Raw genomic sequence first — 13,099 nt, 5'->3', positions numbered from 1 at the left:
GATTAGGTTCGCCGCATGCGGGCATATCGGGACTAGGAGACGCTCAGACCTTCCGGCTGCCCCCCCATTTTTCCGACTACCTAACCGTCTATGCCGAAACGCTCACATTTGAACGGGCGCGGTTTGCATGTATTGATATGATGACAGGAAATGAGGACGTGACACGGCCGAGGCGTCCAACGGAGTCACGCTGAAGAGACACAGTCCCGCCTTTCGCCGATGCCGATTTTGCAAGCCGACTTTCGGGGAAGTTGATGATATCGGAAGATGATTTTGACATTGCCGGCGACACTGCGCCCGACCTAGCGTTTGTGCGCCTTGAAAGAAAATTCCGGACCGCTTACACGCAAAACATTAGCCAATCAGAAAGCAGCTCTTCGTACAACTTTTACACGCTTGAGTATATTAATCACACAATAGCCGCCGCGACAGCTCTTGAAATTGATTTGCTTAGATATTTTAGGATAGAAAATATAAAAGAATCGGATATTTTCGACAACTATCGATCCATAAGGCAGATTGTCGATGAATTTTCTGTTCAGGTTCAAATAAAATACGCACGAGAAAAATCATATAATAAGACCTTACTTAACGATAATGAAAAAACCAAATTAAGATCGTACGTTAATAAAATTAAAGAAATAATTGATAAATCAAATTTAATTAATTCAAAAAAAGAGAGACTTTTTAATAGAATAAATGAATTCCTTGACGAACTGGACAAAGACAGAACCTCGCTTCAGAGATTTACTGACATAGTACTCACGCTCTGCACTACGGCAGCGGACGCGGCCGAAGAACTCGAACCTACATGGAAATGGGTTCGACTAGCAGGTGAAGTTCTAGGCGCTCGAAAGGAGAAAGAGACCGAAAAATTGCCTCCTCCGCCAAAAAGAATCGAACCCCCGCGACCAAAGTCCTTGGAGCATAAAGACTCCGATGTAGACGATGAGATCCCATTCTAACGCAAATGGGGGCTCTTTTTCCGGCCAAGCCCTACTCGCCCCCGCACTGGGCGTGATCGCTGGGCACGCCCTGGCGGATCGTCAGCCCGCAAGCCTTCGGCACCACCCAGCCCGGCACCTTCATCATCACCGGCTACAAGAGCGGCTATTTCTGGGGCGAGGGGCTGCGGCCCGATGGCACCGCCTTCACCTTGCTCGGCTCGAGCACGCCGGAAGGGCGGGTGCTGTTCAACACCCTCACCGATGGCGAACTCGGCAGCCTCTATGGCGGCATCGAGGGCGACGCATCGAGCGCGCAGATGCTGCTCGGCACCTATGATTCCTCCGCCGTGTTCACCGGCGATATCACCGTGACCTCGCTCGTGCGCCCCTATGCGCAGACCGTGGCGGCGACCGGCACCACCGCCGCGGTCGGTGCCGCCCGCACGCTCTACGCCGTCGCCGGCACCACGAACGGCCTGTTCGGGGCGATGGCGCCGGTCACGCTCACGCTCAACGAACTTGAGGGCCCGGCCCTGTCGGGCGCGATCAGCCAGACCCTGCCGGTGCTGGCCGGCGCCGCCACCGAGGCGACCGCGAACGTCCAGCGCATGCTGGGGCAGGTCGTGACCGAGCGCCTCGACGCCCCCGACCGCTCGGACAGCAGCACCCGCGCCTGGGTGCGGCCGCTCGGCGGCGGCGGCCAGCAGGGCGCGATCGGCGGCGTGCCCGGTTACAGCTTCGGCGGCGGCGCCGCTTTCGGCGTCGACCGGAGCTTTGACGGGCAAGGCCGCGCCGGCGCGCTCTTCGCCTTCACCTCCACCAGCGTCACCGCCGACACCGACGCCGCGCGGGCCAATCTCGCCTCCGGCTCGGCCAATCTGCGCTCCTACCTTCTCGGTGCCTATGGCAGCACTGCGCTGGCCGGCGGGCGCAACCTCGCGGTGGAGGGCCAGACCACTCGCAAGCTGTTCGTCTCCGGCGAGCTGGCGCTGCGCCACGCGCTGACCGAAATACCGGGCGCCGACCTCTCGCCCTGGCTGTTCACCGCCGGGGTGGGGCTCGTCGCTGCGGGTTCCGATACCCTCAGCTTCGATACCCCCTACGATGTTGAGGCGAGCCCGTCCGCCTATCTCAACCAGACCGGCTCGGTCGCGGTGACGTGGCGGCTGTAGCGCACCGGAAGCACGGGCGCACCGGATGGAGCGCCGCCGCGCCTTCCCTCCCGTCCCCGGAAATTTGCCCGTCCCGTCATTGCGCCGTTGTGCCCTGCCCCGCCGGCGATGCTATGAAGGGGCCATGAGCGCCGACACCCCCGACATGTCCGACCCGACTGATATGGCCGATGACGGGCCGGGCTTCGACCTCGGCCCGGCGCCGAGCGTGCCGGCCGTGCCGCCCGCCGCGCCGGTGACGCCCTATCGCGTGCTCGCCCGCAAATACCGGCCGCAGACCTTCGCCGATCTGATCGGCCAGGAGGCGATGGTCCGCACGCTGAGCAACGCCTTCACCTCGGGGCGCATCGCGCAGGCCTATATCCTCACCGGGGTGCGCGGCGTCGGCAAGACCACCACCGCCCGCATCCTCGCCCGCGCGCTCAACTACGAGCCGGCCGACGGCCCCGTCGGCGGCGGGCAGCCGACGCTGGACATGCCGGTGCTCGGCCGCCACTGCCGCGACATCATCGAGAGCCGCCATGTCGACGTGCAGGAGATGGACGCCGCGTCCAATACCGGCATCGGCGACATTCGCGAGATCATCGAGGCGGCGCGCTACAAGCCGGTACTGGCGCGCTACAAGGTCTTCATCATCGACGAAGTGCACATGCTCTCCACGGCGGCCTTCAACGGGCTGCTGAAGACGCTGGAAGAGCCGCCCGAGCATGTGAAGTTCATCTTCGCCACCACGGAAATCCGCAAGGTGCCGGTCACGGTGCTCTCGCGCACCCAGCGCTTCGATCTGCGCCGGGTCGAGGCCGGCGTGCTGGCGCGCCACCTGCACGGCATCTGCACGGCGGAGGGCGTGAACATCGACGCCGAGGCGCTGAGCCTCATCGCCCGCGCGGCGGAAGGCTCGGTGCGCGACGCGCTCTCGCTGCTCGACCAGGCGATCGCCCATTCCGGCGGCCAGGCAACGGGCGGCATGGTGCATGGCGAGCAGGTGCGGGCGCTGCTCGGCCTCGCCGATCGCGGCCGCGTCATCGACCTGTTCGAGGCGCTGATGAAGGGCGACATCGCCCAGGCGCTGACCGAACTGCGCGAGCAATATGATTCCGGCGCCGACCCGGCGGTGGTGATCGCAGATCTCGCCGAATTCACCCATCTCGTCACCCGGATGAAGATCCTGCCCGAGACCGGCGACGACGCCGCTCTGGTGGAAGCCGAGCGCACGCGCGGGCGGGATTTCGCCCGCGGCCTGTCGATGCGGGTGCTCGCGCGCGCCTGGCAGATGCTGACCAAGGGCCTCACCGAGGTGCAGCAGGCGGCCAAGCCGATGCAGGCGGCGGAAATGGTGCTGGTGCGCCTCGCCTATGCCAGCGACCTGCCGACCCCGGACGAGGCGCTGCGCCGCCTGCGCGACGGCGCGCCCGAACCGGCCGCCCGGCCTTCCGGTGGTGGCGGCGGAATGGGCGGCGGTTCAGCAATGAGCTCTGGTGGCGGCTCGGCGATGGCGGCGACCGCCCCGCGCAGCTATGCCGCCCCTGTCTCTGCCCCGGTCTCCGCTCCCTCGGCCGCCCCCAGCGCGGCGAGCCATCTTTCGGTGGCCTCCCGCAGCGCCCCGCGCCCGGCCGCGCCGACGCCTTCCCCCGCGCCCGCCCCTGTCGCCAGCCTCGCCGTGGCGACCTTCGAGGATCTGGTCGCGCTCGCCGCCGCCCGGCGCGACCTCAAGCTCAAATTCGCGCTGGAAAACCATCTGCGCCTGGTCGACTTCGAGGATGGAAGGCTGGAAGTGGCGCTGGCCCCCGGCGGCTCGCCCAATCTGATCCAGGAACTGCAGTCGAAGATTTCCGAATGGACGGGAAAGCGCTGGCTGGTCGCCCTGTCGCGCGAGGAGGGCGAGCCCACTCTGGCCGAGAAGGCCGCCGCCCAGCGCCATGCGATGATGACCGGCGTGCGCGCCGACCCCTTGGTGGCGGCGGCGCTGGCCCGTTTTCCCGGCGCCTCGATCGTCGATGTGCGTTCGCTCGCAACCGAAGAGCCTGCCGGCGACTTCACCACCGATACCAACGACGCCGATCTGATGGCCGCCCGCGATGACGGGCCGGGCGCGGACGACGAGATCGAGTTCTGACACAGGAGTCCCGGATGAAAGACCTTCTCGGCATCATGTCCAAGGTGAAGGAGATGCAGTCCAAGATGGAGCAGCTCCAGGCGGAGCTGGAAGCCATCGAGGTCGAAGGCGCGGCCGGCGGCGGCATGGTCACGGTGCGCCTCTCCGCCAAGGGCGCGCTGAAGGCGATCCATGTCGACCCCAGCCTGCTCAACCCGGATGAGGCGGAAATCCTGGAAGACCTGATCGTCGCCGCCCATGCCGATGCCCGCGCCAAGGGCGACCGCATCGTGCAGGAAAAGACCCAGGCGATCACCGCCGGCCTGCCGATCCCTCCCGGCATGAAGCTGTTCTGAGAGACGGACGCCGGGCGCCGCGCGGCGTCCATGCGCGTCATCCCGGCCGAGCCAAGCGCGCGCCGGGATCGTCTCCCGCCTCACCGGCACGCGATCCCGGATCGGCCCTTTGGGCCGCCCGGGATGACGGGGGGTGGCCCGCGCGCTACCTGTCCATCAGGCCTTCCACGACGCCCATCACCGCGGCCGCGATGGCGTCCACCTGCGCGGTCAGCGGGCCGCTGATCCGGCCATAGAGCGCGAACACGGCCGGCTGCACCACGCAGCCCAGCGCCATGGCGCTGGCCAGTGTGACGCGCTCGGGCGGCACGCCGGCGCCGCGCAGCATCTGCGCCACCGCCTCCACCACATTCGCCTCCGGCGCGTCCGGCACCCGGCCCAGATGCTCGTGCTGGTGGATGAGCAGATAGGCGAACAGCGCCGGCTCGGCATCGAACAGGCCGCAGGCCAGCCCCACCATCGCCCGCAGCTTTGCCGGCAGCTCCGGCTCGTCCGCGTCGATGGCGCAGATCTCGGCCGCCAACGCCCCGTAGCGGGTGAGGAACAGCTCGCGGGCCAGCTTCTCCTTCGAGGGGAAATGCCGGTACAGCGCCCCCTCGCTCACCCCGACCCCCAGCGCGATATCGCGCACCGAGGTGCCGGCCACGCCCTTCTGCGCGAACAGCTCCAGCGCGACCGCCTCGATCCGCGCGCGGGTATCCGCGCCGTCGCGGCCGCGCCGTGCGGGCGCCGCGCTCACGCACCCTCTCCCGGCCCGGCGCCGCGCGCGGCGAGCATTTCCAGCGCGATGGTGCGCGCCTTGGTGAAGTCCACCTTGCCGGAACCCAGCAGCGGCAGCGCGTCCATGCGCAGGATTTCGGCCGGGATCATCAGCTCGGTCACGCCGCGCTCGCGGCCATGCGCCTGCAACGCCGCGCGGGTGAGATCGGGCGCGGTGGTCATCAGGATGATGCGCTCGCCGCGCCGCGCATCCGGCACCGCCACCGCGACATGCTCGGCATCGGGGCGCAAGACGGCGACCATGGTGTCGATGGCGGCGAGCGAGATCATCTCGCCGGCGATCTTGGCGAAGCGCTTCACCCGGCCGCGAATGGCGACGAAGCCTTCGTCGTCAAAGGTGACGATGTCGCCGGTGTCGTACCAGCCCATCTCAGGCGGCTCGATCACGCCGGGCTTCTCGGCGCGGAGATAGCCGAGCATCACATTCGGCCCGCGCACCTGCAGCCGTCCGCCTTCCTCGATGCCGGCCATGGTCTCCAGCCGGTGGTGGACGCCGGGCACCATCCGCCCCACCGTGCCGACGCGGTTGAACATCGGCGTGTTCACCGCCAGCACCGGCGCGCATTCGGTGACGCCGTAGCCCTCAAGGATGCGGTGGCCAAACTTCTCCATCCACACCCGCCGCGTTTCCGCCTTCACCGGCTCGGCCCCCGCCACCACGAAGCGCAGCGAGCGGAAATCATAGGGGTTGGCGGTGCGGGCATAGCCCATGAGGAAGGTGTCGGTACCGACAATGGCGGTGGCGTTGGTGGCGTAGACCAGTTCCGGGATGATCCGGTAGTGCAGCGGCGAGGGGTAGAGATAAGTCTTCAGCCCGGACACCATCGGCAGCATCAGCCCGCCCGTCAGCCCGAAGGAATGGAAAACGGGGAGCACGTTGAACATGATGTCGGCGGGCGAGAAGTCGATCCGCGCCGCCACCTGCGCCACATTGGTGAGAATGTTGCGGTGGGAGAGCACGACGCCCTTCGGCGTACCCTCCGAGCCTGAGGTGAACAGCACGAAGGCCGGGTCGTCGGGATGGGCGGGCTTGGGCGCCGACAGCGGCAGCATCGCGCGGATCTTGTCCGGCGTGGTGACGGAAGCGCGGATATCCTCGCTCATCAGCACGCGCACATGCTTTTCCAGCTCCGCGACTTCCGCCTCCAGCCGCGCCTTCTCGATGAAGGCGCGCGAGGCGACCACCAGCTTCACCTCGGCCGCCTTGCAGGCGGTGACAAGGTTGGTGGCGCCGGCGGTGTAGTTCAGCATGACCGGCACGCGGCCATGCCGCGAGAGCCCCATCAGCACCACGGCGATGCCGGCGGCGTTGGGCAGCAGCACGCCGACCTTCTCGCTCGGGGCGGTTTCCTTCGCCAGCTTGTCGCCGAGGATCTTCGCCCCGAGAAGAAGCTTGCGATAGGACAGGATGGTGCCGAGCGGGTCTTCCAGCACGATGCGCTTCATGCCGAGCCGCACCGCCGCGTCCTCCACCGCCTGATAGACGGTGACATTGGTGTGGCTGGTCTCGAAGACGAGATCGCTCATCACGTCATACAGCGCCGCGCCCGCCGCGCGCCGGCGCCGGCGGCCGAACAGCTCCTTGTCGACCTTCAGCTTGCGCGGCGGCAGGATGGTGACGCGCACCTTGGGAAAAAGGCGCTTGCGGGTCTGGTGGCCGTCGAGGCGGGAGAAATAGGTCTGCTCCAGCCCCTCGATCCGCACCGGCACCACGGGCGCGTCCGCCTTGTCGGCGATCAGCGCCGAGCCGTCATAGATCTTCATGATCGAGCCGGTAACGGTGATGCGCCCCTCGGGGAAGATCACCAATTGCTCGCCCTGCTGCACCTGGCGAATGAGGTCGCGGGTCGCCATCGGCTTGGTCGGGTCGAGCGGGAAGGCACGCACAAGGCTGAGGAACGGCTTCACCCACCAGGCTTCGGCGATGGCGCGGTCGACGGCGAAGACCGGGTCATTGTCGAGCAGCGCCATGATCAGCGGCGCGTCGAGGAAGCTGACATGGTTGATGGCGATCACCGAGCCGGGGCCGGCGGCCTTCAGGTGCTCCGCCCCCGTCACCTCGACCCGGAACAGCACCCGGAACACCAGCTTGATCAGGTCGCGCAGCACCTGGCCCTGGAAGGCGCGGCCGGCGAGGATGGCGACGACAAGGCTCGCCACGCCGAGCAGGCCAAGCAGCGCCGGGGCACCGAAGCCGGCGAATTGCAGCCCGGCGACGATGACCGCGCCGGCGACCATGAAGGCGGCGTTGAGCACATTGTTGCCGGCGATCACCCGGGCGCGGCGGTCCTCGTCGGCGGCCGCCTGCACGAAGGCGAAGGTCGGCACCACGAAGGCGCCGCCGGCCGCCGCAAGGCCGATCAGGCCGATGGCGGCGTGCACGCCCGCGCCGGAGGTGAGGAACGCATACCAGCCGATCGGCTGCGCGGCGGGGGCGAGCGTGCCCATCATGAAGGCGAGATCGATGGCGAAGACGCCCATCAGCAGGCCGGCGGCCGGCACCAGCGCCAGCAGGATGCGGCCTTCCGACAGCTTGGCGGCGAGCGTCGAGCCGATGGCGACGCCGATGGTGAACAGCACGAGGAACAGCGTGACGACGCTTTCCAGCCCGCCAATGCTGTCCTTGACCAGCGTCGGCAGCAGCGAGAGCACCACGCCGCCGACCAGCCAGAACCAGGAGACGATCAGCGCCCCGCGCCAGATCGGCTTCTCGGCGCGGATGTCGGCCAGCAGCGTCATCGTGCTGCGCCAGATGTTGCGGTCGATCTTGAGGTCCGGCGCGCCCGGCAGCGTGTGCGGGATCGCCCGGGCGGAGAGCCAGGCAATCACCGCCAGCACGAAGGTGAAGCCGGCCACCGCCCATTCCCCGGTATGGGTGAAGGCCAGCGCCCCGCCCACCGTGCCGCCGAGAATGGCGGCGAAGGTCGCCATCTCGATCAGCGCATTGCCGGACACCAGCTCATCCTTGGCGAGGTGATCGGGCAGGATGCCGTATTTCACCGGCCCGAACAGCGCGCTCAGCGTTCCCATGAAGAACAGGCCGACGAACAGCAGGGGAATGGACTGGATGACAAAGCCGGCGCTGGCGATGAGCACGATCCAGATCTCGGCGAATTTCACCCGCCGGGCGATCAGCGACTTGTCGTAGCGGTCGGCCAGCTGGCCGCCGAGGGAGGAGAACAGGAAGAAGGGCAGAATGAACACGCCGCCCGCCAGCGTCACCAGCGCGCCGCCATTCACATGGGCGATGCCGTAGAGAATCAGCAGCGCCATCGCGTTCTTCACGAAATTGTCGTTGAAGGCCGCGAAAAACTGGCACCAGAACAGCGGCGCGAACCGCCGGGCCGTCATCAGCCGTGTGAACATGCTCGATCCCTCACCGCATTGTCAGTGAGCGATCACTTACATAAAGACGCGAAGGCGTCAACATGGCGCACAAGACCATCCTCCCCGTGGGCGTCCCCTGAGCGTCAGGACCGGGCTTGACCCGGCCATCCACGTCTTGTTCGGCGCGCGAGCGCGGAGGACATCATGGATCCCCGGGTCAAGCCCGGGGATGACGGCGTGGGGCGGCTAAACCAGCACGCCCGCCAGCGCTGCGGCGAGCAGCAGCCCGTCATGCACGCCAAGCTGCAGCCGGGACGGCGCACCGCTTGCGTGCAGCATCAGCGTGGTGGCGAGGCTCGCCAGCGCCCAGCCGGCGCCCACCGCGAGGAAGGCGAGGGAAATCGTCACCGCCTCGCTCGCCTGCGCCACCGTCAGCGCCGCCGCGATGCAGAGCGCGAGCGCCAGCAGCGCCAGCGGCGCCGCGCCGATCCACCGCGCCAGCGCCCCGCCCGCCAGCGCCGGCGCGTACATCGCCACCACATGCCAGGCGACGACGCCTGAGATCAGCGGCACCCCGACGCCGCAGCCGGCCAGCGACAGCGGCGCGCCGGCCATGGCGGAGGTCATCGCCGCCCAGGCCAGCGCCCCGATCAGCGTCGGCAGCATGAGCGCCCGCCAGGCCAGCGGCGCGGAGCGCTCCTGCGGCTGCGCCCTCGCCTCGACGGTGAGATCGGCATGGGAAAAGCGCGCCTCCGGCAGGGAGACGGCAAAGCCCAGCGCGCCGAGCTGGGCCAGCGCGGCGAGGATCAGCGTGCCGGCGAAGGTGTAGGGTGTGAGCGCCGCCTCGGCCGCGCCGGCCAGCAGCGGCCCGGCAAAGCCCGCCAGCGCGCCGGCGCCAAGGAGCCGCGCCACCATGCCCGCCCGCAGGCCGGATGCCGCGCCGAACGCCGCCGCGTGGCGGTAGAACATGCCAAAACCCTGCGCCGCGCCCAGCCAGGCCGCACCCAGCACCAGCATCGGGAAGGCGCCGAGCCTCATCGCATAGGCCGCCACCAGCCCGCCGGCGATGCCAAGGCTGGCGCCGAGCGCGAAGGCGGCGCGCCGGCCGAACGTGTCGAGCAGGAAGCTGGCCGGCAGGCTCGCCAGCGCTGCGCCGAGCAGGAACGCGCCGAGCGGCAGCGCGCCGAGTTCCGGGCGCGGCGCCAGCATCGCCCCGGCGAGCGGCAACGCGCCCAGCGTCAGCGCCTGCGCCAGCACCACGAGGGCGAAGCCGCCGGCCAGTCGCCCGATGCCGAGCGAACGGCGCAGCGCGCGCGGCGCATCCTCCGGGCAGGCGCAGCCGAGCCGGCCGGCGCGGGCCGCTTCCGTCTCAGAATCGAAATAATCGCTGGCGCTCATACGGGGCGGTCCCGCTGGCCGGTGCCCCCGTCGGGCGGCGCGCGCAGATCGTCATCGGAGAGCACGCGCACCGCCGCCCCCTCAATGTCGTCATACTGGCCGGACCTGAGCGTCCACAGGAAGGCGACCAGCCCAAGCAGGCCAAGGCTCAGCGCCGCCGGCACCAGATAAAGAAGCACGCTCATGCCGCCACCTCTTTCCCTTCCGGCGCGGCGCCCGTCGCCGCGCGCCCACCCTGCCGCGCCCGCAGGGCGTTGAGGGTGACGATGATGGAGGAACCGGACATGGCGAGCGCCGCCACCAGCGGGGTGACATAGCCGGCGACCGCCAGCGGCACGGCGATGAGATTGTAGACCACGGCGATCATCAAATTCTGCCGCATCAGATGCCGCGCCCGCCGCGCCACTTTCAGCGCGATGGCGACGGGCGCCAGTTTCTCGCCGAGGAACACCGCGTCGGCCTGCGCCCGCGTCACATCTGCGGCGCTGATCGGCGAGAGCGAGACATGGGCGCTGGCGAGCGAGGGCGCGTCATTGATGCCGTCGCCCACCATCAGCACGCCGTGCCCCTTCCCGCCATGCCCCTTGGCATCGAGGCTCTCCAGCACCGCGATCTTGTCGCCCGGCCGCATCTGCGCCCACCACTCCTTGATGCCGAGCTGCGCCGCCACCGGCGCCACCGCCGCGCGACGATCGCCCGAGAGCAGCACGATGGTGAGGCCGGCGTCGCGCAGTTCGTCGATCACCGCGCGCGCATCGCTGCGCAGCGCCTGGCGGATCTCAAGGACGGCGCAGGCCTCGCCCAGCCGCACCGCGACCAGCGAGGCATCGGGCGCCGCATCGGCCCGCGCCGCCGCCAGCGCCTCGCAGCCGCAAAAGGCCGGGCTGCCGAGCCGCGCCGACACCCCGTCGATCTCGGCCTCGACGCCGGCGCCCGGCACTTCGCGCACCTCGGCAAGTGGCAAAGCGTCGGGATGAGCGGCGGCGATCGCCCGCGCCAGCGGATGCGTGCTCGCCAGAGCGAGCCGCGCCGCCACGGCGAGCAGCGGGGCCGGCACGTGAGAGCTGTCGGAAAGGCTGGGATCGGGAAGGGTGAGCGTGCCTGTTTTGTCGAAGGCGACGGTGTCGATCTCGGCCAGCCGCTCGAAGGTATCGCCGGAATTGATGAGAACGCCGGCCCGCATCAGCGTGCCGGCCGCCACCACCTGCACCGCCGGCACGGCGAGCGCCAGCGCGCAGGGGCAGGTGATGATGAGCACCGCCACCGCGATCAGCACCGCCTGGTGCAGCGAGGCGCCGGCGATCAGCCAGCCGATCAGCGCCAGCAGCGCCGTGGTGTGCACCATCGGCGCGTAGAGCCGGGCGGCGCGGTCGGCGAGCCTGACATAGCGCCCCCGCGCGGTCGAAGCCTTGTCGAGCAGGCGCTCGATTTCGTCGAGAAACGTGTCCTCGCCCGCCGCAGTCGTGCGCAGCCGCAGCACGCCGTCATGAATGAGGCTGCCCGCATGCACCGTGCCGCCGACGCCCACTTGGCGCGGCAGCGTCTCGCCCGTCACCAGGCTCTCATCCACCGAGGCGGTGCCCGAGAGCACCATCCCGTCCACCGGCGCGCGCTCGCCCGCCCGCAGCATCACCTCGTCGCCCGGCTTCACCGCGGCGGCGGGCACGGTGACGAGCCTTCCATCCGCCTCGATGCGGTTGGCCGAGACCGCCTTCAGCGCGGCGAGATTGCCCGCCTCCGCCCGCGTGCGCCGGCGCATCGCGTGGTCGAGATAGCGGCCGGCGAGCAGGAAGAACAGCAGCATGACCGCCGAGTCGAAATAGGCGTGCTCGGCATGGTGCAGCGTCTCGTACACCGAGACACTGAGCGCCAGCAGCACGCCGAGCGTGATCGGCACGTCCATGTTGAGCGAGCGGGCCTTCAAGGCCCGCAGCGCGCTTTGGAAGAAGGGCTGGCCGGCATAGGCGGCGGCCGGCAGCGCGATCAGCGCCGAGAGCCAGTGGAAGAAGTCGCGCGTCTCCGGGGTGATGTCGGTGACATTGCCCGACCACACCGAGACCGAGAGCAGCATGATATTCATCGCCGCGAAGCCGGCGACGCCGAGGCAGCGCAGCAGATGGCGGGAGGTGGCGTTGTCGATCTCCTCCAGCCGGTCGGCCTCGAACGGCCAGGCGCGATAGCCCGCCTTCGCCAGCGCCTCCAGCACCCGCGCCGGGGCGGGTTCGGCCTTCGCCTCCCAGCCGATGGTGAGGCGGTGGGTGGTGTAGTTCAGCCGCGCCCGGGCGATGCCGGGCAGCGCCTCGCACCCGTCCTCGATCTCGTCGATGCAGGCGGCGCAGTCGATGCCCTCGACCGCGAACGCCATCTCCGCCTGCCCGGCCGGGTCGCGGCGCAGGAACAGCGAAAAATCCTGGGCGGGCGCTTGCGCCTGAACGTCCTGAACCGGCGCGCCCGGCCATGACGCGCCGGGGAGCGCGATGATTTTGGGGGCCAGGGTCTCGCTCGCCATCATCGCTACCGGATGATGACGCGGTTGGTGGAGCGGAACAGCCGCTCGCCGTCGCGGTTGAGTTCGATCACCAGCTCCCATTGCCCTGAGGCCACCGTGTCCGTGGCGCGCCACTGGCCCGCGCTCACGCGCACCGGGTCGAGCGGCACGTCGAGCCGGCGGTCGGTCGGGTGCTGCAGCGTCGCCACCAGGGCGACATCGGTCAGCGGGCGGCCTTCGGCATCGTGGGCGGCGACATCGAGCCGGCCGGGTTCGATATGGGCGTCGACCTGCCAGTGGCGGGCATCCTGCGCCGCCGCCGCCTCGCTCTCGGCACGGAAGGCGAGCCCGGCCTTGTAGGAGCTTTCCGTCTCCACCCCGCCAAAGCTCGTCACCGCCGCCCGCACCAGGAAGAAATTGGCGGTGAAGACGACGCCGAAGAAGCCGATGAAGCAGACAAGCACGGTGCGGCCGGTGATCGGCCTTCCCTTCCCCTCATCCGATGCGTTGCGGCGTGCGGCCATGATCGTCCTCCG

10 protein-coding genes are annotated in these 13,099 nt (G+C 68.7%); 4 read left to right on the top strand and 6 right to left on the bottom strand.

The features are described from left to right. Positions 1 to 254: 254 nt before the first annotated feature. The 4 genes from A3M1_RS26445 to A3M1_RS0111150 all read left to right on the top strand — a co-directional run bounded on the left by A3M1_RS26445 (position 255) and on the right by A3M1_RS0111150 (position 4,570). Positions 255 to 965 (top strand): hypothetical protein, encoded by a 711-nt coding sequence (locus A3M1_RS26445; protein ID WP_156029641.1) that lies wholly within the window; start codon positions 255 to 257, stop codon positions 963 to 965. Positions 966 to 1,186: 221 nt separating this feature from the next. Next, entirely contained in the window at positions 1,187 to 2,119 is a 933-nt protein-coding gene (locus tag A3M1_RS0111160; RefSeq protein WP_018389056.1) for an autotransporter domain-containing protein, read from the top strand. Between the two features lie 124 nt (positions 2,120 to 2,243). Beyond that, entirely contained in the window at positions 2,244 to 4,235 is a 1,992-nt protein-coding gene (locus A3M1_RS0111155; RefSeq protein WP_018389055.1) for a DNA polymerase III subunit gamma/tau, read from the top strand. A gap of 14 nt (positions 4,236 to 4,249) precedes the next feature. Further along, positions 4,250 to 4,570: a YbaB/EbfC family nucleoid-associated protein gene (locus tag A3M1_RS0111150; RefSeq protein ID WP_018389054.1), complete on the top strand. Its 321-nt coding sequence runs from the start codon at positions 4,250 to 4,252 to the stop codon at positions 4,568 to 4,570. 145 nt (positions 4,571 to 4,715) lie between these two features. Here the strand turns inward: A3M1_RS0111150 and A3M1_RS0111145 are convergent, their stop codons facing one another. From A3M1_RS0111145 to A3M1_RS0111120, 6 genes are all read right to left on the bottom strand, one after another. Then, on the bottom strand, positions 4,716 to 5,309 hold the full coding sequence (locus tag A3M1_RS0111145; protein WP_018389053.1) for a TetR/AcrR family transcriptional regulator: 594 nt from the start codon (positions 5,307 to 5,309) through the stop codon (positions 4,716 to 4,718). After that, the gene (locus tag A3M1_RS0111140; protein ID WP_018389052.1) at positions 5,306 to 8,716 is read right to left on the bottom strand and encodes an acyl-[ACP]--phospholipid O-acyltransferase; all 3,411 of its coding nucleotides are present in this window, start codon (positions 8,714 to 8,716) and stop codon (positions 5,306 to 5,308) included. Before A3M1_RS0111140 ends, A3M1_RS0111145 begins: the two co-directional genes overlap by 4 nt. Before the next feature lie 207 nt (positions 8,717 to 8,923). Then, complete coding sequence (locus tag A3M1_RS0111135; protein WP_018389051.1) at positions 8,924 to 10,075, bottom strand: MFS transporter; 1,152 nt, start codon at positions 10,073 to 10,075, stop codon at positions 8,924 to 8,926. Beyond that, a complete protein-coding gene (gene ccoS / locus A3M1_RS0111130) occupies positions 10,072 to 10,260 on the bottom strand; it encodes a cbb3-type cytochrome oxidase assembly protein CcoS (protein WP_018389050.1) in 189 nt (62 codons plus the stop codon). The genes A3M1_RS0111135 and ccoS overlap by 4 nt, the downstream gene beginning before the upstream one ends. Beyond that, positions 10,257 to 12,587 carry a copper-translocating P-type ATPase gene (locus A3M1_RS0111125; protein ID WP_018389049.1) on the bottom strand — a complete coding sequence of 777 codons (2,331 nt, stop codon included), beginning with the start codon at positions 12,585 to 12,587 and terminating at the stop codon, positions 10,257 to 10,259. The genes ccoS and A3M1_RS0111125 overlap by 4 nt, the downstream gene beginning before the upstream one ends. A 2-nt stretch (positions 12,588 to 12,589) precedes the next feature. Continuing rightward, on the bottom strand, positions 12,590 to 13,087 hold the full coding sequence (locus A3M1_RS0111120; protein WP_018389048.1) for a FixH family protein: 498 nt from the start codon (positions 13,085 to 13,087) through the stop codon (positions 12,590 to 12,592). Between the last annotated feature and the right edge of the window lie 12 nt (positions 13,088 to 13,099).

The sequence above is a fragment of the Ancylobacter sp. FA202 genome (genome assembly GCF_000380205.1).
GTDB lineage: Bacteria > Pseudomonadota > Alphaproteobacteria > Rhizobiales > Xanthobacteraceae > Ancylobacter.
Note: the sequence above shows the minus strand (reverse complement) of the source record. Positions and strands in the feature narration are given on the sequence as shown.